20 protein-coding genes are annotated in these 19995 nt (G+C 57.9%); 11 read left to right on the top strand and 9 right to left on the bottom strand.

The genetic code is table 11. The features are described from left to right. The first annotated feature begins 121 nt into the window (after window positions 1–121). The 3 genes from DJ564_RS12850 (at window position 122) to DJ564_RS12840 (ending at window position 2899) form a co-directional block, all read left to right on the top strand. The gene (locus DJ564_RS12850) at window positions 122–1537 is read left to right on the top strand and encodes a cytosine permease (protein WP_109629698.1); all 1416 of its coding nucleotides are present in this window, start codon (window positions 122–124) and stop codon (window positions 1535–1537) included. Between the two features lie 174 nt (window positions 1538–1711). After that, window positions 1712–1930, top strand: coding sequence for a PLD nuclease N-terminal domain-containing protein (locus DJ564_RS12845; protein ID WP_109629695.1), 219 nt, complete (start codon window positions 1712–1714; stop codon window positions 1928–1930). A 675-nt stretch (window positions 1931–2605) separates the two neighbouring features. Beyond that, on the top strand, window positions 2606–2899 hold the full coding sequence (locus DJ564_RS12840; protein ID WP_109629692.1) for a fructose-bisphosphate aldolase: 294 nt from the start codon (window positions 2606–2608) through the stop codon (window positions 2897–2899). Between the two features lie 52 nt (window positions 2900–2951). Here the strand turns inward: DJ564_RS12840 and DJ564_RS12835 are convergent, their stop codons facing one another. Next, complete coding sequence (locus tag DJ564_RS12835; RefSeq protein ID WP_109629689.1) at window positions 2952–3374, bottom strand: hypothetical protein; 423 nt, start codon at window positions 3372–3374, stop codon at window positions 2952–2954. 129 nt (window positions 3375–3503) lie between these two features. Here DJ564_RS12835 and DJ564_RS12830 point away from each other — a divergent pair, with 129 nt between their 5' ends. Further along, entirely contained in the window at window positions 3504–4979 is a 1476-nt protein-coding gene (locus DJ564_RS12830; RefSeq protein ID WP_109629686.1) for a hypothetical protein, read from the top strand. Between the two features lie 113 nt (window positions 4980–5092). Here the strand turns inward: DJ564_RS12830 and DJ564_RS12825 are convergent, their stop codons facing one another. Then, complete coding sequence (locus DJ564_RS12825) at window positions 5093–5563, bottom strand: GNAT family N-acetyltransferase (protein WP_109629683.1); 471 nt, start codon at window positions 5561–5563, stop codon at window positions 5093–5095. Window positions 5564–5890: 327 nt separating this feature from the next. Here DJ564_RS12825 and DJ564_RS12820 point away from each other — a divergent pair, with 327 nt between their 5' ends. Together DJ564_RS12820 and DJ564_RS12815 are read left to right on the top strand one after the other, a co-directional pair. Then, entirely contained in the window at window positions 5891–6241 is a 351-nt protein-coding gene (locus tag DJ564_RS12820) for a DUF6152 family protein (RefSeq protein WP_109629680.1), read from the top strand. Then, the gene (locus DJ564_RS12815) at window positions 6241–6753 is read left to right on the top strand and encodes a DUF6644 family protein (RefSeq protein WP_109629677.1); all 513 of its coding nucleotides are present in this window, start codon (window positions 6241–6243) and stop codon (window positions 6751–6753) included. Before DJ564_RS12820 ends, DJ564_RS12815 begins: the two co-directional genes overlap by 1 nt. 26 nt (window positions 6754–6779) lie before the next feature. Here the strand turns inward: DJ564_RS12815 and DJ564_RS12810 are convergent, their stop codons facing one another. From DJ564_RS12810 to DJ564_RS12785, 6 genes are all read right to left on the bottom strand, one after another. Beyond that, a complete protein-coding gene (locus tag DJ564_RS12810) occupies window positions 6780–7352 on the bottom strand; it encodes a nucleotidyltransferase family protein (protein WP_109629674.1) in 573 nt (190 codons plus the stop codon). 72 nt (window positions 7353–7424) lie between these two features. Beyond that, complete coding sequence (locus DJ564_RS12805; protein WP_109629671.1) at window positions 7425–7871, bottom strand: NUDIX hydrolase; 447 nt, start codon at window positions 7869–7871, stop codon at window positions 7425–7427. Window positions 7872–7977: 106 nt separating this feature from the next. Beyond that, the gene (locus DJ564_RS12800; protein ID WP_007946335.1) at window positions 7978–8526 is read right to left on the bottom strand and encodes a cupin domain-containing protein; all 549 of its coding nucleotides are present in this window, start codon (window positions 8524–8526) and stop codon (window positions 7978–7980) included. A 441-nt stretch (window positions 8527–8967) separates the two neighbouring features. Beyond that, the gene (locus DJ564_RS12795) at window positions 8968–10251 is read right to left on the bottom strand and encodes an FAD-binding oxidoreductase (protein ID WP_109636016.1); all 1284 of its coding nucleotides are present in this window, start codon (window positions 10249–10251) and stop codon (window positions 8968–8970) included. A 71-nt stretch (window positions 10252–10322) separates the two neighbouring features. Next, on the bottom strand, window positions 10323–11813 hold the full coding sequence (locus DJ564_RS12790) for an aldehyde dehydrogenase (RefSeq protein ID WP_109629668.1): 1491 nt from the start codon (window positions 11811–11813) through the stop codon (window positions 10323–10325). 251 nt (window positions 11814–12064) lie between these two features. Continuing rightward, window positions 12065–13441, bottom strand: coding sequence for a glutamine synthetase family protein (locus DJ564_RS12785; protein WP_109629666.1), 1377 nt, complete (start codon window positions 13439–13441; stop codon window positions 12065–12067). A 280-nt stretch (window positions 13442–13721) separates the two neighbouring features. On the opposite strand from DJ564_RS12785, the gene DJ564_RS12780 reads away from it, so the two are divergent. The 5 genes from DJ564_RS12780 to DJ564_RS12760 all read left to right on the top strand — a co-directional run bounded on the left by DJ564_RS12780 (window position 13722) and on the right by DJ564_RS12760 (window position 19166). Next, entirely contained in the window at window positions 13722–14483 is a 762-nt protein-coding gene (locus DJ564_RS12780) for a gamma-glutamyl-gamma-aminobutyrate hydrolase family protein (protein ID WP_109629663.1), read from the top strand. Window positions 14484–14846: 363 nt separating this feature from the next. Next, window positions 14847–15989 (top strand): polyamine ABC transporter ATP-binding protein, encoded by a 1143-nt coding sequence (gene potA, locus DJ564_RS12775; RefSeq protein ID WP_109629660.1) that lies wholly within the window; start codon window positions 14847–14849, stop codon window positions 15987–15989. A gap of 29 nt (window positions 15990–16018) precedes the next feature. Further along, window positions 16019–16900, top strand: coding sequence for an ABC transporter permease subunit (locus DJ564_RS12770; protein WP_162556267.1), 882 nt, complete (start codon window positions 16019–16021; stop codon window positions 16898–16900). Beyond that, entirely contained in the window at window positions 16897–17781 is an 885-nt protein-coding gene (locus tag DJ564_RS12765) for an ABC transporter permease subunit (protein WP_109629654.1), read from the top strand. The genes DJ564_RS12770 and DJ564_RS12765 overlap by 4 nt, the downstream gene beginning before the upstream one ends. A gap of 287 nt (window positions 17782–18068) precedes the next feature. Further along, window positions 18069–19166 carry a polyamine ABC transporter substrate-binding protein gene (locus DJ564_RS12760; RefSeq protein WP_109629651.1) on the top strand — a complete coding sequence of 366 codons (1098 nt, stop codon included), beginning with the start codon at window positions 18069–18071 and terminating at the stop codon, window positions 19164–19166. Window positions 19167–19425: 259 nt separating this feature from the next. Here the strand turns inward: DJ564_RS12760 and thpR are convergent, their stop codons facing one another. Next, the gene (gene thpR, locus DJ564_RS12755) at window positions 19426–19965 is read right to left on the bottom strand and encodes an RNA 2',3'-cyclic phosphodiesterase (protein ID WP_109629648.1); all 540 of its coding nucleotides are present in this window, start codon (window positions 19963–19965) and stop codon (window positions 19426–19428) included. Window positions 19966–19995: the final 30 nt, after the last annotated feature.

Raw genomic sequence — 19995 nt, 5'->3', positions numbered from 1 at the left:
AATCTTACTAATTTATCTATCCGCCCCCACCGCACATCATCCACTCCAACAAGAAAAGCGTCGCCCCCGCGTGGCGCTCACCGAAGTACGTCCACGTACTCAAATTGCCTTGGAGTCCGTCATGGTTACCACAGCAACAACCGCCGCCCCGCTCATCGAGAAACACACCATCGGCTACGTGCCGCCCGAAGATCGCCACGGCAAAACCCGCGACCTGTTCACCCTCTGGTTCGGCGGCAACATCGCCCCGCTGCCCATCGTCACCGGCGCCCTCGGCGTGCAGATGTTCCACCTCAACCTGGTGTGGGGCATCGTCGCCATCCTCGTCGGCCACCTGGTCGGCGGCGTGCTGATGGCGTTGCACTCGGCGCAAGGTCCGCAGATGGGCATCCCGCAAATGATCCAGAGCCGCGCCCAGTTCGGCTCCCTCGGCGCACTGTTGGTGGTGCTGATCGCCGGCATCATGTACATCGGCTTCTTCGCCTCCAACATCGTCCTCGCCGGCAAATCCCTGCACGGCGTGGTCGACAGCATTCCGGTGCCGGTGGGCATCGTCATCGGCGCCCTCGGCTCGGGCATCATCGGCATCATCGGCTACCGCTTCATCCACGTGCTCAACCGCATCGGCACCTGGGTACTCGGCGCCGGCATCGTGCTCGGCTTCGGCTACATCTTCACCCACGTGCAAACCGCCGACTTCCTCACCCGCGGCAGCTTCAACATCTCCGGCTGGCTCGCCACCGTGTCGCTGGCCGCGCTCTGGCAGATCGCCTTCGCGCCGTACGTCTCCGACTACTCGCGCTACCTGCCGGCCAACGTGCCCGTGGCCGCGACGTTCTGGACCACTTACCTGGGCACCGTCCTCGGCTCCAGCCTCTCGTTCATCTTCGGCGCCGTCGCCGTGCTCGCCACGCCCGTCGGCATGGACACCATGGACGCCGTCAAACTCGCCACCGGGTCCATCGGCCCGCTGATGCTCGTGCTGTTCCTGCTTAGCGTCATCAGCCACAACGCCCTCAACCTCTACGGCGCCGTGCTGTCGCTGATCACTCTGGTGCAAACCTTCGCCTACCGCTGGATCCCCACCGCCAAAAGCCGAGCAGTCCTGTCCCTCATCATCCTCGCCGCCTGCTGCTTCGCCGCCGTCGGTGCGTCCGCCAACTTCATCGGCCACTTCGTCGACATGGTGCTGGTGCTGCTCGTGGTGCTGGTGCCGTGGACCGCGATCAACCTGATCGACTTCTACGCGATTCACAAAGGTCAGTACGACATCAAATCGATCTTCCAGGTCGATGGCGGAATCTACGGCCGGTACAACCCGCAGGCATTGCTGGCGTATGCGATCGGGATCGCGGTGCAGATTCCGTTCATGAACACGCCGCTGTACGTCGGCCCGATCTCCGAACACATCAACGGCGCTGACCTGTCCTGGCTAGTCGGTTTGCTCATCACCTCCCCGCTCTACTATTGGCTGGCCAACCGCGACACCGCCTACAAACGCCGCCTCTCGACCGGAAAACTGGCCAACTCGATCTAACTAATCCCCCAATCCCCTGTGGGAGCGAGCCTGCTCGCGATGAGGCCCTGACAGCCAATATCAATTTGACTGACAGACCTCCATCGCGAGCAGCCCCACTTACGTCTCCCCAAAATTAAATGAACCCTGCCCAGCACACCCCACCTAACAGAGAGACTATCTGGAGGGTGACCCATGCAAATCGAAACAATCTGGATCGTACTCACAGCCGTTCTTTTGCTGGTCGAACTATGGGCCATCAACCGAGTGCGCAAAGCCCAAGGCAAATCGAGCAACAAACTCCTGTGGATCGTGGTGATCGTGTTTGTGCCGCTGATCGGGCTGGTGGCGTGGGCGTTGGCAGGGCCGAAACACACCGAACACAACCCGCATTCACCGCAGGCTAGACAATGAGGTCGGATGGTCCGCGATAACGATTTGGAAACTGCACAATTCAAAATGACAAAGCCCCGATGATTTGGGGCTTTGTTGTTTCTGGCCATTCGATCAGCGTATGAGCCGCCGACAGCCATAATCTTTTGATTTTGCCTTCCGAAAATCGTGTAGGAAACCACCCTCCGTGGCGAGGGAGCTTGCTCCCGCTGGGCGGCGAAGCCGCCCCAAACCCCGCCAAACTTTTAAACGTGTCCACATCCTGTAGCAGCTGGCGAAGCCTGCGTTCGGCTGCGCAGCAGCCGCAATCCCGGCGCGCACGGTTCACCTGGCACTAAACACCTCTGGATTCACGTCAATTACTCAGCCAAACGCAGTCTCCACCATCACCTACAAAATCCGGATTTCGGTCCTACAACCCCGTTTGCAGACGCCAAAATCGCCGCCTATATTCGACCCGTCGCTGACCAAAGTTAGCGATAGGGTTTCGCAGCCCAAAAAAGAGATGGCCTTAACCGTCGAATGAAAATTCTGGCAAAATTCGCCCGCGTTTCATTTCATGGCGGTTGTGCGTGGGAGACTTTCGAGTCTGCCGGGTTTAGGTCATCTCGGTCTGCGAACCCGCGTACAGCTGCCACCCACTTGTTTCGCAGCAAAAAGGTGGAGCCTCTATTTACTCTCGTAGAGAACTACCCAATGACCACGAACAACACGCCCCGCCGCTTCACCCCAATGTCCCAACTCGCCACCGACTACCCCGTCCTGCTCATCGACTACGACGCGCCACTGCGCGAACTCCACAACTGCGTCAGCGAACGCCTCAACGCCGTCCTCAAATACCTCAACCTCATGGCCTGCACCAGCCTCCCCGACTACGCCGAACACGACATCAACACCGTCACCAACATCGCCCGGATCATGGTCCAGGATGTGAGCGATGTGTTTCGGGTGATTGAGCAGCGGGGGTTTGATGTACCAAAGAGTCAGTGATCAAAGTTAAATCGTAAAAAAAACCGCATTGAGTTGCGGTTTTTTGTGTTGTTCAGCCCTGTCGAGTTGGCAAGAGGATTGTCTTCTCTATCATCGCAGCAACATCCTTCGCACCAAAACACCGAAACTTAACGCTGCCAGCGCCGGTATCCAGTCGGATGATCTTCGTCATGAACCCGCCTTCAATCGTGACCTTCCGGATTAATGCCAGTGGGAGTTCAATATCCAGTGTCCCATCCTGAACGAGGCGATTCATGGCATTGGCACTCAAACGAACCATCGATTGGATCAGCTCCATCTTCCCGCCAACCCAAAGTCCTCCGTAGGCTTCCTTGAAAGCCTCCAGCACATCGCCTAACGCGCCCACATTGCCCGCCTCAGCAATGGAATATATATTGTCCACGTTGTCGTAATTCACATCGGCATCGGCCAGCAGAAAATTCACCAACTTCGACTTCAAAACCTGCCCAGTCATCTTTGCCTCTCCATAGTTTGAGTCGCAGCCCTGAACTCCAGATGCCTGTTTGTCGCTGTAAGCGCCGTTCTATTTGGCAGCCAGCACTCATGTTAATATGCCATCACCCTATCAATGAAGTACACCCGCATGGATGCCACGTTCCTCCGCCCTTTCAGCTTTTTTTCACTGCTGACCGTTGCCGTGATCCTCTCTGGATGCCAAGCAACAACACCCGCTCAAATCAAAACACCTGAGGCCCAGCCGGGTTTTGCGGTTTTCAACAGTGTGCTGCTCGAGACACCGGAGCCGAACTCGATCGTGCGCGAGGGCGATCGGATCACCTATCTAGTGACTTCGTCCCCAAGTCCGGATCTCCACTATCTGGCACGTTTCGACGCCCACTGCAGCCAGCCGGATGCGCAAATGGCTTACCGCAGCAAAGCGGGAATGTCGCTATTCGCCGCCAACCCGCGGGGGCGTTCGGAGGACGCCCGGCAATTGCCTGCTGAACAAAAGAGTCAGTACCTGCAAAGTGCGCAGTTGAAGCAGGTGTGTGCCCAGACAACACCTCCTCAATGGCGCGTGTTGTCAGCACCCGATCATCAGGATTGGCAGATGATCGACCGCAGCAGCCTGACAGTAAAAGGTGATGAGGTGACTTTCTGGACGGCTCGGGTACTGCCCGGCGAGATGTTGATGCCCGGCAAAAACGCCTTGTATGGGCAGGTACGCCAGCGGTGGACGGCCAACTGCGGCCTGCAACAACTGACTGCGTTAAGCCATTTCTACCTTGATACTCACAGTCGTGTGCTCGCTGGAAGCATGCAGACGGAACCTAAAGCCATCGGCCTGCAAAGCCTCGGCGCCGATGAGCGTCAGCTGATTCAAGTGGCCTGTGGCACACCGCAATCGCTTGACCAATACAAACCATTTGAAGGGCGTGAGCAGTCGCCCTTCGAACCACCGGCCCCCGTCGTTGCTGCCCCGGTGTTGAAAGCCATCGAGGCATTGAATATGCCTAAACCGGAGAAAAGCATTCAGCACCTGCGTCGGGTGTTCAAGGATAACTCCGAGCCAAGACAGTATTCAGATGAAGGCTTGCGGCTCAACGGGCGTGACTCGACATACCTTTCAAGCGAGGCAGGCAATCAACTGACGGAGCGTTATGAAGACCGACGCGGTCATTGGGTCAAAGCCACGTTCCGAGGCCTAATTGTCCTGGCGGAAAGTGAATTCAGCACTCGTGCAGGTGAGATATCGATTGAGGATAAGGCGCTGACGAACCTCAGCTTCGAGGGCGACTGGGCGCACATGCCGGTCGGCGCCCTCCTGCGATACACGGCGCAGGATATGCAGCTTCTTTATACCAACAACGGGAAAGGTCCCAGAGCCTTGGTGCCGGTCGACAACAGATACAGCTGTGAGGTGCAGTCGCAGAAACCCGCCAGCACGTTTCACCCGAGTTTGACCGGGACTGCCAAGGTAATCAGCTGCGTACAAGATGCTTACCAATACAGCACCGACATTTACGTCTACCTCGAAGCATATGGAATGTTTGTGCCGTTCCAATACGTCACGAAGAACGTGCAGGCAGAATGGACGATTGAGGTGGTGGAATCTTAAGTGGCCTAGCCATTAAAAAGTGAACAGATCTTGTCCGCGTTTTTCAGCCACAAAAAACCCGCATCACTGCGGGTTTTTCATGACCTTTTTTTACCCCTGCCCGCCTTTCCCGATTAACGCAAAAGCCCCTTCACCATCGGCACACACGCCAACTGAAGCCCTGAAGGTGAATGGTAAATAGCAGGTTCGTCACCCACGAAACCGCAGCGCCGGTAAAAATCAGCCGCGTTCAACGTGGCGTCCAGATTGACTGCCTTCAGGCCCAACTCCCGCGCCAGGCATTCCAGATGGTTGAGCATCTTCAAGCCGATACCTTGCCCCATGAATTCCGGCAGCACAAAGATCGCGCCGATTTCGCTGTTCTCCAGATCAAGCATCCCTGTCGCCACCGGTTCACCCTGAATACAGCCCAGGTAAAAGTGCTTATCCATTAAATCGCCATACCCATCCTTGGAGGCTCCGGCTGTCCAGGCAAGCATTTGTTCCGTGGTATAGGCACCAATGCATTGGTGCCGTATCGCTTGAAGGCGGATATCGAATGCGGTTTGGGCATCGCTTGGCTGGGCGCGTCTGATCTCAAACATTTCGTTCTCCTTGAGCAATCGGTGGACGGAGAACTAAAAAGCCCCGTCCATTTCTGGCGGGGCCTTGGGTAACTACGTCAAATCTGATGAACGCGTGACCTCACGGCCCGCCAGCGGCGGTCATGGAGGAGCACATCATGTTCATGCGGCGGATGTAGGTCATGGGTCGATAGTGTTTTGAATGATCCGGGTTGTCAATTTTGAGGGGGAATAGGTCGGCCTCCCCTCGTCACGAATTTGTACTATTTTTATAGATTCTCTGGATTGACCTGTTCCTGATCAGAACAGGCTGACGGTCATCAATAATCCGTAACAGGAGATCGCATCATGAAGCGCTTGCTTGGGTCCTTTGGATTCTCATTGTTACTGGTGGCATCGGCGGTGTTTGCTCATCACGGCTGGAGTGAGTACGACTCGAGCAAAGCCTTGCAGCTGGACGGAACGATCGAGGAGTCCGGTTATTCCCACCCGCATGGGTTCGTTCGCCTGAAGACAGACGACAAGACCTGGAACGTCGTGCTGGCGCCACCCTCGCGCATGGAGAACCGTGGTCTTTCCAAGGAAATGCTGAGTGTTAGCAAACGGGCTACGGTGGTGGGCTATCAGAATCGCAGTAACCCCGATGAACTGCGTGCAGAGCGGATCACGGTCGACAACAAAACCACCGAGTTACGTTGATGCAATCAACTGGCACCAGCGGTGGATCGGCTCTGGACGGCTGGCTGGACTATGTGGGTGACTCGCCACTCGGGTCGGCCATGCGAAGCGAGTTATGGCTGTATCCGATCGTCGAGGTGGTTCACATCCTTGGTTTCGTGGTGCTGGTAGGCTCGGTCGTCATGTTCGATCTGCGGGTTCTCGGGCTGTCGAGAGCTCTTCCGGTGACGGCACTGGCTCGTCACCTCCTGAGGTGGGGCGTGGCGGCCCTGCTATTGATCGTCCCGGCAGGGCTGATGATGTTTTCAGCCCATCCGCACGACTTCGCATCCAACGGCGTTTTTATTCTTAAGCTTTGCTTGATCGGTATTGCGGGCCTCAATGCGGCTCTTTTTCATGTGGGTGTCTTCCGTTCAGTAGACCGGTGGAACACCGACATCGCGGCGCCTGGAATAGCAAAAATCCAGGCGATCTTTTCGATTATGTTATGGGTCAGCGTGGTGTTCTGCGGTCGACTGTTGGCCTACACCTGAAAGTCACCTTTCAACACTTTTACAAGCTAAGTCATGAACCCGTGCTCATGAATCCTGAGCCAAGGCCAGCGAGCCTGATAACTCTTCGCCTTCTGTTCAAATAAATCCGGCTGGGGAGTTTTCGGGTTAATGCGAAGAATCCCCTGCTCCGTGTCGGCCAGACCGTTGGGTGCATAGACCTCACCCGTTTCAATATCCAGCCCGATACACGTGCCGGCGATCAGGTAGCGATCAATGCCGTCGGTAGTTGACTGAAGCCGAGGATAAGATCCGCCGAACCGCTGGCTGTACCACAGGTGGACGCGAGCTTGGTTCTTGATCTCGACGCTAACGCCAAGATCCTGAAAGAGGCGCTGTGCCGAGTTGATGACCTCATTCTCGGCCTCCCACGACAAATCCTCATCGAAGTAAAAAACGTCGTAATCCTTGATCCCCCACGCTGGCGACAGGTTTGACTGATGATTCCAGACAGCCTGGAAAAGGCAGCCAGCCGTGAGCATGCATTGATTCAAACCGAGTGAAGGCAAGCGTGCGGTGATTTCAGCGTTTATTGGGTTGGCCATCGCCAGGCTGACCAGCTTTTCAGCAGTCAATGTCATTTTCGCTCCTTGAAAGGTGATCGCATCCTGACGATCGATAAGTCAAACAGCGCCATTGCTAATGGCCGAGCATCAGTCCAGCAGTGCAACCTTCTTTAGCAGCTCATACAACCCGGCAGGAACCAGCGGCGTATCGCCAGTAATGCTGTCGAGCGGCAGCCACTTCGCAATAAAGGCAGCGCCATCGCTTTCGTGAGCGTTCAAGTGGGGCCGCTCATAGACGCTGGCATCCACGAATTTCGCATCGTAGACCTGAACGATTTCGTGCCCGGGCGTGCCGGCATAGGTGAAGATGTTTTCGAGCGTGCCGAGCAGGCGAACTTCGGTGATGGATAAACCGAGTTCTTCATCGACTTCACGTATTACGGCTTGGGCGCTGGTTTCACCAAACTCGATTCCGCCACCGATTGGGCGCAAGAATGGCTTTCCCGTAACGGGGTCGTGAGCTTCGTTGACCAGTATCTTGCCGTCGTGATGGAAGATGCAGAGTGCGAGGGGGCGGATGCGATGTGCAGTCATGAAGTGAAGTCCATTTACTTTGTTTAAACCCTGTAGCAGCAACTGCCCATCGGCGTTGGCTGCGGATGCAGCCTACGGCAGGTGCTACAGGGTGTCCGTTTTGCTATCAGAAGTTAGCCGGCGTGTTGGCACTGATGATTTCAGCTTCATCCTGGCCGATATTGCGAAACTTGTGAGGCAGCGTCGTCGGAAAGTAATACCCGTCGCCCGCGTTGAGAACACTGATCTGCCCATCAACCGTCAGCTCAACAGTGCCCCGAGTCACAAGCCCACACTCCTCCCCTTCCGAATGCACAATCGGCTCTTCCCCCGAGCTCGCCCCCGGTGCGTATTGCTCCCGCAACAGGCGCATCTGCCGGCTCGGCACGGAAGCGCCAATCAGCAGCAACCGCAGGCCATGTCGCCCGAGATCCGGCTGTTCATTGGCACGGAATACGTATTGGTGCTCGCGCGGCGGTTGGTCGAAGGTGAAGAAGTCCGCCAGGGACATGGGAATGCCTTCCAGCAGTTTTTTCAGGGAGCTGACGGAGGGACTGACGCGATTCTGTTCGATCAGGGAGATGGTGGCATTGGTGACGCCGCTACGCCGGGCCAGCTCGCGCTGGGAGAGTTTGTAGCTTTCGCGTACTAGTTTGAGTCGTGAGCCCGTGTCCATGACAGCCTTATGCGAGGAATACTTAAGGGTTATGGGGGTGGATGGCGGGCGACTTTTGGCCGCGAAAGTACCGCTTCCCTGTCCCGGAAATGTGAAAGGCGGGTATTAAATCACGTTTGGTGGTGTTGCTCAGCAGGTTCGATAAGTGGTTGGGTAAAAAGGTTGTTGGGCGCTGATGCCAGCCAGTTCAGCGACGCAAGCTGCGGGATTGAGTCTGCTTGTGATGAGCGTGAGTCAGGCGATATCGATGGTGACTGATAGGGCCTCATCGCGAGCAGGCTCGCTCCCACAGATTGATCTGTGCGTTAGCCGAGTTTGTGTACACCGCTAATCCCTGTGGGAGTGAGCCTGCTCGCGATGGCGGTGGTTCTGGCGACATCGATGTTGACTGTGCCGCCGTCTTCGCCAGCAAGCTTGGCTCCTACAGGGATCGCGTTGGGGTTAGATGCCAAACCGGTCCCGCAGTGCGTAATACGCGGCGCCCATGGCGGTGAGTGGGGCCTGGAAGGTGCGGCCGCCGAGCATGGGCATGTGCGGCAGCGAGGCGAAGGCATCGAAGCGTTCGGCGTCGCCGCGGATCATTTCCGAGATCAGTTTGCCGGCCAGGTGCGAGCAGGTGACGCCGTGGCCGCTGTAGCCTTGCATGTAGTAGGCATTTTTCTCGATGCGGCCGAATTGCGGCATGCGCGACATGGTCAGCAGGAAGTTGCCGGTCCAGCGGTAATCGATTTTCACGTCCTTCAGTTGCGGGAAGGTCTTGAGGATCTTCGGTTTGATCAGTTGCTCGATGTCGTCCGGTTCGCGCGCGCCGTAGACCACGCCGCCGCCGTAGAGCAGACGGTTGTCGGCGGTGAGGCGGTAGTAATCGAGCAGGTAGTTGCAGTCTTCGACGCAGTAGTTGTTTTTGATCAGGCTGCGCGCGACTTGCTCGGACAACGGCTCGGTGACGACGATTTGCGAGCCGCACGGCATGCTTTTGCTGGTCACGCGATTGTCGAGGCCCTGCGGCAGGTAGGCGTTACCGGCGATCAACAAGTACTTGGCGCGGACCAGGCCTTTGGCGGTGCGCACGGTGATCGGTTCGCCGTAGGTGATTTCCACGGCTGCCGATTGTTCGTAGATTTTGCCGCCCAGGCCGATGATGGCCGAGGCTTCGCCGAGGGCCAGGTTCAGCGGGTGGATGTGGCCGCCCTGCATGTCGAGCAGGCCGCCGACGTAGTTGTCGCAACCGACTTCGCGCTTGATATCCGCGGCGTCGAGCATTTTCAGGTTTTTGTTGCCGTAACGTTCCCAGCTGCTTTTCTGCTCGGCCAGGCCTTTGAGCTGCTTCTTGTTCAACGCAGCGAAGATGCCGCCCGGCTTGTAGTCGCACTGGATGTCGTAGTGTTGTATGCGCTGACGAATGATGTCGGCGCCTTCGAAGATCATGCTGCCGAGGACCTCGGCGGTCTTGTCGCCGTAGCGTTCTTCGATCACATCGACATCGCGGCTGTAGGAGTTGACCAGTTGGCCGCCGTTGCGACCGCTGGCGCCGAAACCGACTTTGGCGGCTTCCAGCACGGTCACGCTGTAGCCCGCTTCGCAGAGGAACAGCGCCGAGGACAAACCGGTGTAGCCGGCGCCGATCACGCAGACGTCGCAATCCACCGCTTGCTCCAATACCGGGAAATCGCCGGTGAAGTTGCGGGTGGCGGCGTAGTAGCTGTTTACGTGGGTTTGTTTCACAGAATCTTGTTTCATAGCTTTCTCCGATGGCCACCGGCAGCGTGCCGGCGACCGTCGCTTTTTTATAGGTATTAGAGCTTGATCCAGGTCGCTTTGAGTTCGGTGTATTTGTCGAACGCGTGCAGCGATTTGTCCCGACCGTTACCCGACTGCTTGTACCCGCCGAACGGCGCAGTCATGTCGCCGCCGTCGTACTGGTTGACCCAGACGCTGCCGGCACGCAAGCCACGGGCGAAGGTGTGGGCCTTGCTCAGGTTGCTGGTCCACACGCCTGCCGCCAGGCCGAAGATGCTGTCGTTGGCAATCGCCAGCGCTTCTTCCTCGGTGTCGAAGGTGATCAGCGACAGCACCGGGCCAAAGATTTCTTCACGGGCGATGGTCATGGCGTTGGTCACGCCGTCGAAAATCGCCGGTTCCACGTACAGGCCACCGGTGTCTTCGAGGGTGCGGCTACCGCCCGCGATCAATTGCGCGCCCTGGTCTTTGCCGACCTGGATGTAGCGCAGCACGTTGTCCAGTTGACGCTGATCGACGACCGCGCCGACGGTGGTTTCCGGGTCCAAAGCGTGTCCCGGTTTCCAGGCTTGCAGTGCTTCCACCAGCAGCGGAATGAACTGCTCGCGGATCGAACGCTCCACCAGCAAGCGCGAACCGGCAGTGCAGACTTCGCCCTGGTTGAAGGCAATCGCACCGGCCGCCGCTTGTGCTGCCGCGCGCAAATCCGGCGCGTCGGCGAACACCACGTTTGGACTCTTCCCCCCTGCTTCGAGCCAGACGCGTTTCATGTTGCTTTGCCCGGCGTAGATCAGCAGTTGCTTGGCAATCGCGGTGGAGCCGGTGAAGGCCAGCACGTCGACGTCCATGTGCAACGCCAGCGCCTTCCCGACGGTGTGACCGTAGCCTGGCAGGACGTTGAACACGCCTTTGGGGATGCCGGCGTCCAGCGCCAACTGAGCGATACGGATCGCGGTCAGTGGCGACTTTTCCGAAGGCTTGAGGATGAACGAGTTGCCGGCGGCCAGGGCCGGGGCGAACTTCCAGCTGGCCATGATCAACGGGAAGTTCCACGGCACAATCGCGGCGACCACGCCCGCAGGTTCGCGGGTGATGAGGCCCAACTGGTCGTGCGGCGTGGCGGCGACTTCGTCGTAGATCTTGTCGATGGCCTCGGCGCTCCAGCGGATCGCGTTGGCGGTCGCCGGGATGTCGATGTTCATCGAATCGTTGATCGGCTTGCCCATGTCGAGGGTTTCGAGCAGGGCCAGTTCTTGCTGGTTGGCCAGGATCAGGTCGGCGAAGCGGATCAGGATGCGCTTGCGCTCGGCCGGGGCAAGGTTGGCCCAGATGCCTGATTCGAAAGTGCGGCGCGCGACGGCCACGGCTTCGTTGGCGTCGGCTTCGTCGGTGCTGGCGACGTTGGCCAGGAAGCGGCCGTCGACCGGGCTGATGCATTCGAAAGTGTCACCGCTGAGTGCCGGGCGGTATTGGCCGTCGATGAAGGCGCGGCTTTCGATGGTGAGGGACTGGAAGCGTTGCTCCCAGTCGCTGCGAGTGTTTGTCATGGTTGTGACTCGACGCAGAGGAAATTGGGGGGGTGTCTGGCTGATGTGTTTGGCTTGGGGTCCAGCCCTCACCCTAGCCCTCTCCCGGGGGGAGAGGGGACTGATCGGGGGATGCTCGGGAACTCCTGCGACCTGAAGCTTTTGTACCGACTCCATAATCGACTGGATCGGTCAGGTCGCTGAATGTCCTGAGATAACTCGGTCAGTCCCCTCTCCCTCTGGGAGAGGGTTAGGGTGAGGGCCTTTCAGACTCAAACGGTGTGCAAATACCAGTTGTACTCAAGGTCCGAGATGGAGTTCTCGAACTCGGCCAGCTCGCTTTCCTTGCACGCCACGAACACGTCGATGTATAGCGGGTCGATGTAGCGCGACATGACTTCGCTGTCGTCCAGTTCGCGCAGGGCATCGCGCAGGTTGTTTGGCAGGCTCTGCTCGTTTTGCTCGTAGCTGTTGCCTTCCACCGGGGCGCCCGGCTCGATTTCGTTGGTCAGGCCGTGGTGAATACCGGCCAGCACCGACGCCATCAGCAAGTACGGGTTGGCATCGGCGCCGGCTACGCGATGCTCGATGCGCACGGAGTCCGGCGAACCGGTCGGTACACGCACTGCAACGGTACGGTTGTCGATGCCCCAGCTCGGCGAGTTCGGCACATAGAACTGCGCGCCGAAGCGACGGTACGAGTTGACGTTCGGGCACAGGAAAGCCATCTGCGCCGGCAGGGTCTCGAGCACACCGCCGATCGCGTGTCGCAGCGCGGCGTTCTGCTCGGGATCCTCGCTGGCAAAGATGTTGTTGCCCTCTTTGTCGAGAATCGAAATGTGCACGTGCAAACCGTTGCCCGCCTGGCCCGGATACGGCTTGGCCATAAACGTGGTGTCCATCTCGTGGTCGTAGGCGATGTTCTTCACCAGACGCTTGAGCAGCACCGCGTAGTCGCAGGCCTTGATCGGGTCGTTAACGTGATGCAGGTTCACTTCGAACTGCGCCGGAGCACTTTCCTTGACGATGGCGTCAGCAGGAATGCCCTGCTCTTTCGCGCCTTCGAGGATGTCTTGCAGGCAATCGACGTACTCGTCGAGGTCGTCGATCAGGTAGACCTGGGTCGACACCGGACGCTTGCCCGACACCGGCGAACGCGGCGACTGTGGACGACCGTTCACGTTGTCCTGGTCGATCAGATAAAACTCGAGTTCGAATGCCGCGCAAATGGTCAGGCCAAGCTCATCGAACTTGCGCACCACATTGGCCAGCACTTCGCGCGGATCGGCGAAGAACGCCTCGCCTTCCAGTTCATGCATGGTCATCAGCAACTGAGCGGTTGGGCGCTTCTGCCACGGCTCGATGCTCAGGGTGCCCGGGATGGGGAAGCAGATTCGGTCCGAGTCGCCGATGTCCAGACCCAGGCCGGTGCTTTCCACCGTAGAACCGTTGATGTCCAGAGCAAACAGTGACGCCGGGAGGTTGATGCCTTTCTCGTAAACCTTATGAAGACTGGTGCGTTCGATGCGCTTGCCGCGCACCACACCGTTCATATCCGCAATCAGAAGGTCGACGTACAAAACCTCAGGATATTTCTTAAGGAATGCGTTTGCTTCGTTGAGTTGAACGGTACGCAGAGGGACCGACATGATGCACCTATTAGCTGTTAATTATTATGTTCACTACCTTGTTGCGAGCCCAGTCAACCCGAACGGCAAAGTGAAGTCAATAGCGAACACCTGGCCTCTCAACCTTTATTTTCAGGCCTTTTTGGGGGACGAGAGTGCCAATTTAGTCATGCGCACTGCGTAAACCCTGATGATCAGACGTGCGGCGTTTAGAATTTTTTACATGAGAGTTGTTAATTAAAATCAACAAGGCTAAGCTCCAGAAAAGCTCGTTCAAGTGTGAAACTTCGAGGTGATAAAAATGGCATTCAAGCCATTGATCGGCGTTACAGCGTGCGTCAAACAGATTGGCCTGCACCCCTACCACATCAGCGGCGACAAGTACTTGCGTGCTGTCAGCGTTGCGGCTTTGGGGCTGCCCGTGGTCATTCCTTCCTTAGGCGATTTGACTGAAATCGAAGATGTGCTGGCGCATCTCGACGGTCTGCTGCTGACCGGCTCTCCTTCAAACGTGGAACCTTTCCACTATCAAGGCCCGGCCAGTGCCCCCGGCACGGATCACGATCCGGCGCGGGACGCCACTACCCTTCCTTTATTGCGTGCAGCCATTGCGGCGGGCGTTCCGGTGCTCGGCATCTGCCGCGGCTTCCAGGAAATGAACGTGGCGTTCGGCGGCAGCCTGCATCAGAAGGTGCATGAACTGCCGGGCATGCTCGATCACCGGGAAGCGGACAGTCCCGAGCTGGCGGTGCAATACGCACCGGCCCATGCGGTGACGGTGCAGCCGGGTGGTGTATTCGAAGCGCTGGAGTTGCCGGCGGAGTTCATGGTCAATTCGATTCACAGCCAAGGCATTGACCGACTGGCGCCGGGATTGCGCTCGGAAGCAGTTGCGCCGGACGGCTTGATCGAGGCGATTTCGGTGGAACACAGCAAGGCGTTTGCCGTCGGCGTACAATGGCATCCGGAATGGCAGGTCCTTTCGAATCCACCCTATTTAAGTATTTTCCAGGCGTTCGGCGATGCGTGCCGGCAACGGGCCGCGCTGCGTAAAACCCGCTGACTTAAAACACCCCTTTACTGCCCCCGCGAGTCCGGCGGGCGTGCCTTTGCGCGTCCGTGACTTGCGAAACAACACACTGCAATAACAACAAGTACGACCCAGGCAGCCAGGATGGCGGCGCCGAATTAGCCCAGGCCGGGCGATGCCAGTGAAGCAAACGCAATCCCCCCTGTGGGAGCTAGCCTGCTAGCGATGAGGGCGGCCCAGTCACATTAATGTCGACTGACACACCGCCATCGCTAGCAGGCTAGCTCCCACAGGTGGCCACTGCTGGATTCACTGGCACCACACGCCCCGGGCTAGCAATCCACTCTTAAGTCAGGCCGAGTTGGCCCGACGACTGAAACCTGTTGGGAGTTTCACATGGCAAACGCCTCCAGCACTTACAGGAAGGCTCTTGAAGGTCACCAGACATCGAAAAAGGTGTTGGTGAAAGTCGACCGCGTCACCAAGAAGTTCGACGAAACCTGCGCCGTAGACGATGTCTCGCTTGAGATTCATCAAGGGGAAATCTTCGCCCTGCTCGGTGGTTCCGGCTCCGGAAAATCGACCCTGCTGCGCATGCTCGCCGGCTTCGAGCGCCCGACCGAAGGACGGATTTTCCTCGACGGTGTCGACATCACCGACATGCCGCCGTACGAACGGCCGATCAACATGATGTTCCAGTCGTACGCCCTGTTCCCGCACATGACCGTGGCGCAGAACATTGCCTTCGGCCTCAAACAGGACCGTTTGCCCGCCAGCGAAATCGACGCCCGCGTTGAAGAGATGCTGCGCCTGGTGCACATGACTCAATACGCTAAACGCAAACCTCATCAGTTGTCCGGCGGTCAGCGTCAGCGCGTGGCCCTCGCCCGCTCCCTGGCCAAGCGTCCGAAGTTGCTGTTGCTCGACGAACCGATGGGCGCACTGGATAAAAAGCTGCGCTCGCAGATGCAACTGGAGTTGGTGGAAATCATCGAGCGCGTCGGCGTGACCTGCGTGATGGTGACCCACGACCAGGAAGAGGCCATGACCATGGCCCAGCGCATCGCGATCATGCACCTGGGCTGGATCGCGCAGATCGGCAGCCCGATCGACATTTATGAAGCGCCGGTCAGCCGCATGGTCTGCGAATTCATCGGCAACGTGAACGCCTTTGAAGGCACGGTGGTAGAAGACCTGGAAGGTCACGCGATCATTCACAGCCCGGACCTGGAGCAGAAGATTTACGTCGGTCACGGCGTCAGCACTTCGGTGCAGGACAAGTCGATCACCTACGCGATCCGTCCGGAAAAAATGCTGGTCAGCACCCTCAAGCCGGACACCCGTTACAACTGGTCCGAAGGCAAGGTGCATGACATCGCTTACCTCGGCGGTCACTCGGTGTTTTACGTCGAGCTGCCTGGCGGCAAAGTCGTGCAATCGTTCATGGCCAACGCCGAACGCCGTGGCGCCCGTCCGACCTGGGACGACAAGGTCTACGTGTGGTGGGAAGACGACAGCGGCGTGGTACTGCGCTCATGAAAACACTCAATCAGCAGTTCATGCGGCTGATGCCGAGTGGTCGAAAGCTCGTCATCGGGATTCCTTTCCTGTGGCTGTGCCTGTTTTTCCTGTTGCCGTTCTTCCTGGTGATGAAGATCAGCTTCTCGGAAGCGGCCCTGGCCATTCCTCCCTACTCCGAGATCTACACCTTCGCCGAGCAGAAATTCCAGCTGCTGCTGAACATCGGCAACTACTCGCTGCTGACCGAAGATGAGTTGTACATCTCGGCCTACTTCGGCTCGTTGAAGGTCGCGTTTTTAAGCACGCTGATGTGCCTGGTGATCGGTTTCCCGATGGCCTACGCGATCACCAAGGCGAACAAGGAAACGCAAAACGTTTTGCTGTTGCTGATCATGATGCCGACCTGGACCGCGATCCTGATCCGCGTGTATGCATGGATGGGCATTCTCAGCAACAACGGTTTGCTCAACGGGTTTTTGATGTGGACCGGGCTGACGGATCACCCGATCGAGATCCTCAACACCAACACTGCCGTGTATATCGGCGTGGTGTATGCGTATCTGCCGTTCATGGTGCTGCCGCTGTACGCCAACCTGGTCAAGCACGATCAAAGCTTGCTGGAAGCCGCGTCCGACCTGGGTTCGAGCAACTTCAACAACTTCTGGAAAATCACTGTGCCGCTGGCCAAGAACGGGATCATTGCCGGCTGCATGCTGGTGTTCATTCCGGTGGTCGGTGAGTTCGTGATTCCGGAACTGTTGGGCGGCCCGGAGACGCTGATGATTGGCCGTGTGCTGTGGCAAGAGTTCTTCAACAACCGCGACTGGCCGGTGGCGTCTGCCCTGGCGGTGGTGATGCTGTTGATCCTGATTGTGCCGATCCTGTTGTTCAACCGTAGCCAGGCCAAAGAGATGGAGGGTCGGGGATGAAACGCTTCGGATTTTCAAAGTTCATGCTGATTTTCGGCCTGTCGTTTATCTACCTGCCGATGCTGATTCTGGTGATTTACTCGTTCAACGCCTCCAAGCTGGTCACCGTTTGGGGCGGCTGGTCGTTCAAGTGGTACGCCGGTTTGCTCGACAATACGCAACTGATGGGCTCGGTGGTGCGTTCGCTGGAAATCGCCTGCTACACCGCGATTGCCGCTGTAGCGTTGGGGACGTTGGCCGCGTTTGTATTGACTCGGGTGACGCGCTTCAAGGGACGCACGTTGTTCGGTGGTTTGGTGACGGCGCCGCTGGTGATGCCGGAAGTGATTACCGGTCTGTCGCTGTTGCTGCTGTTTGTGGCGATGGCGCAGTTGATCGGCTGGCCGATGGAGCGTGGCATCGTCACCATCTGGATCGCCCACACCACGTTCTGTGCGGCGTATGTGGCGGTGGTGGTCTCGGCGCGTTTGCGAGAGCTGGATCTGTCCATCGAAGAAGCGGCCATGGATCTTGGGGCGAAGCCGTTCAAGGTGTTTTTCCTGATCACCATTCCGATGATTGCGCCTTCACTGGCGGCCGGCGGCATGATGTCGTTTGCCTTGTCGCTGGATGACCTGGTGCTGGCGAGCTTCGTGTCCGGTCCGGGTTCAACGACCCTGCCGATGGAAGTGTTCTCGGCGGTGCGTCTGGGGGTGAAGCCTGAGATCAATGCCGTGGCCAGTTTGATTCTGTTGGCGGTATCGATCGTGACGTTCATGGTCTGGTACTTCAGCCGTCGCGCCGAAGCCACCCGTAAACGGGCGATTCAGGAAGCGATGGACCAGACCGCGAGCGAGTCGTGGCAGCAACCTGAAAAGCGAAGGGTAGAAGCGACGGCGTAGTGCCGTTGTTGATGAGGTGAGTGAACACAAAAACTGTGGAATACACACAAAACCTGTGGCGAGGGGATTTATCCCCGTTGGGTCGCGAAGCGGCCCCAAAACCTGCAACCGAGGTGTATCAGGTACACCGCGTGTGATGGTTTTACGACTGCTTCGCAGCCGAACGGGGATAAATCCCCTCGCCACAAATAGATCCCTTCACTACAGGTAAATCCCCTTACTGCAGGGTTTTGTGTTCACTGCATTTTGCTGTGTGATTTGAATAAAAAAGAAATGGAGTTGTACCGATGAAAATGTTTGGCAGGACTCTGCTGACACTGTCCTTATTGGGCGCAATGGCTACTGGCGCCCAGGCCAATGACAAGATTCTGCGCGTCTATAACTGGTCGGATTACATCGCCCCGGACACGGTCAAGAAGTTCGAAGACGAGACCGGCATCCGCGTGACCTACGATGTGTTCGACAGCAATGAAACCCTTGAGGCGCGGCTGCTCGCAGGCAAATCAGGCTATGACATCGTTGTGCCGTCCAACAGTTTCCTGGCCAAGCAGATCAAAGCCGGTGTCTACCAGGAATTGGACAAGTCGAAGCTGTCGAACTGGAAAAACCTCAATCCGGTGCTGCTGAAAAACGCGTCCGCGAGCGACCCGGATAACGGCCACGCCTTCCCGTACATGTGGGGCTCGATCGGCATTGGTTTCAACCCGGCCAAGGTCAAGGAAGTGCTCGGCGCCAACGCACCGACCAACTCCTGGGACTTGCTGTTTAAACCGGAAAACGCGGAAAAGCTGAAAGCCTGCGGTATCAGTTTCCTTGATTCGCCGACGGAAATGCTGCCGGCCGCCCTGCACTACCTGGGCTACCCGGTGAACTCCCAGGACAAGGCGCAGATCGCCGAAGCCGAAGCGCTGTTCATGAAGATTCGGCCGTCGGTGGCGTATTTCCATTCGTCGAAATACATCTCCGACCTGGCCAACGGCAATATCTGCGTCGCGGTCGGGTACTCCGGCGACGTGCTGCAGGCCAAAGCGCGCGCCCAGGAAGCGGGCGACAAGGTGAAGATTGACTACAGCATTCCGAAAGAAGGGGCCGGCAGCTTCTACGACATGGTCGCGATCCCGCGGGACGCGGCAAACGTCGAGAACGCCTACCTGTTCATGAACTTCCTGATGCGCCCGGACATCATCGCCGAGATCACCAACAACATCGGCTACAGCAACGCCAACGCAGCGGCCACACCGCTGGTGGATGAGGCGATCCGGAATGACCCGGGGTCGTACCCGCCGCAAGCGGTGATGGCGACGTTGTATGCGATTCCGGATATGCCGATCGGTGTTCAACGGGTGATGACCCGGGGCTGGACGCGGGTGAAGCTCGGGAAGTAATTGCTGAATTTGAAACCGCCATCGCGAGCAGGCTCGCTCCCACAGGGGATTCGTGTCGTTCACAAGCCTGTGTTCCACCACGGAATAATGTGGGAGCGAGCCTGCTCGCGATGAGGCCAGAGCTTTCACCATCAATGCTGGCAGGTATTACCGTTTCCGTTCACGCAGCGACTTACCACCGCTGCACCCTCTCTGACGAACGGCCTCACCTGGCTTCCTCGGTTCAGGTGAATTCAGGCGCCCTCCTCGGGCGCCTTTTTTATGCGGGAACGAGAGACCATTCCGCCAGCGCCCGATACCGTCCCTTATGGGATTCAAACAAGACAAAACGATCGGCGCGCAGGAAAAACTCGGGTGGCGCCGCAGATTCAGGCACCGGCAGTCGATAGTCGCGCATCAACGTCAAATGCGGCCGAAACTCTTTCGACGCTTCCTCAAAACCAAACGGCAGCATCGCCTGCTCGAGCGCATACACCAGACGCAACAACTTCGGTGGTGCCTGTTCTGGCGCCAGCACCAACACCCCTGCCCTGCGCCAGACATCCAGCCGATCCAGCGCCAGGCTCAGTGGCGCACCCGGTACGCGAACCTTCGCAGCCGCCACACAGATCTCGCCGATCTGCGCCACGCCGACAGCCCCTAAAAACAACAACGTCAGGTGAAAGTTGTCCGCCGGCACCGGGCGCCCGCTGCGCAGCTCAAGGGCGCTGCGCCATTGGGCAATGGCCTTGCGTTGCTCCGGCGGGCAATTCAGCGCAAAGAACAGCCGTTTGGACGGTTCATGGGATTCGTCAGTCATGCCTGGCAGCTCCTGACATGCACGTTATAG

Source organism: Pseudomonas sp. 31-12, assembly GCF_003151075.1.
Lineage (GTDB): Bacteria > Pseudomonadota > Gammaproteobacteria > Pseudomonadales > Pseudomonadaceae > Aquipseudomonas.
This window is presented reverse-complemented; position numbering and strand designations above follow the sequence as displayed.

Coding starts and splice junctions, on each gene's coding strand:
- DJ564_RS12850 (WP_109629698.1), top strand. CDS start 122: ATGGTTACCACAGCAACAACCGCCGCCCCGCTCATCGAGAAACACACC.
- DJ564_RS12845 (WP_109629695.1), top strand. CDS start 1,712: ATGCAAATCGAAACAATCTGGATCGTACTCACAGCCGTTCTTTTGCTG.
- DJ564_RS12840 (WP_109629692.1), top strand. CDS start 2,606: ATGACCACGAACAACACGCCCCGCCGCTTCACCCCAATGTCCCAACTC.
- DJ564_RS12835 (WP_109629689.1), bottom strand. CDS start 3,374: ATGACTGGGCAGGTTTTGAAGTCGAAGTTGGTGAATTTTCTGCTGGCC.
- DJ564_RS12830 (WP_109629686.1), top strand. CDS start 3,504: ATGGATGCCACGTTCCTCCGCCCTTTCAGCTTTTTTTCACTGCTGACC.
- DJ564_RS12825 (WP_109629683.1), bottom strand. CDS start 5,563: ATGTTTGAGATCAGACGCGCCCAGCCAAGCGATGCCCAAACCGCATTC.
- DJ564_RS12820 (WP_109629680.1), top strand. CDS start 5,891: ATGAAGCGCTTGCTTGGGTCCTTTGGATTCTCATTGTTACTGGTGGCA.
- DJ564_RS12815 (WP_109629677.1), top strand. CDS start 6,241: ATGCAATCAACTGGCACCAGCGGTGGATCGGCTCTGGACGGCTGGCTG.
- DJ564_RS12810 (WP_109629674.1), bottom strand. CDS start 7,352: ATGACATTGACTGCTGAAAAGCTGGTCAGCCTGGCGATGGCCAACCCA.
- DJ564_RS12805 (WP_109629671.1), bottom strand. CDS start 7,871: ATGACTGCACATCGCATCCGCCCCCTCGCACTCTGCATCTTCCATCAC.
- DJ564_RS12800 (WP_007946335.1), bottom strand. CDS start 8,526: ATGGACACGGGCTCACGACTCAAACTAGTACGCGAAAGCTACAAACTC.
- DJ564_RS12790 (WP_109629668.1), bottom strand. CDS start 11,813: ATGACAAACACTCGCAGCGACTGGGAGCAACGCTTCCAGTCCCTCACC.
- DJ564_RS12785 (WP_109629666.1), bottom strand. CDS start 13,441: ATGTCGGTCCCTCTGCGTACCGTTCAACTCAACGAAGCAAACGCATTC.
- DJ564_RS12780 (WP_109629663.1), top strand. CDS start 13,722: ATGGCATTCAAGCCATTGATCGGCGTTACAGCGTGCGTCAAACAGATT.
- potA (WP_109629660.1), top strand. CDS start 14,847: ATGGCAAACGCCTCCAGCACTTACAGGAAGGCTCTTGAAGGTCACCAG.
- DJ564_RS12770 (WP_162556267.1), top strand. CDS start 16,019: ATGCCGAGTGGTCGAAAGCTCGTCATCGGGATTCCTTTCCTGTGGCTG.
- DJ564_RS12765 (WP_109629654.1), top strand. CDS start 16,897: ATGAAACGCTTCGGATTTTCAAAGTTCATGCTGATTTTCGGCCTGTCG.
- DJ564_RS12760 (WP_109629651.1), top strand. CDS start 18,069: ATGAAAATGTTTGGCAGGACTCTGCTGACACTGTCCTTATTGGGCGCA.
- thpR (WP_109629648.1), bottom strand. CDS start 19,965: ATGACTGACGAATCCCATGAACCGTCCAAACGGCTGTTCTTTGCGCTG.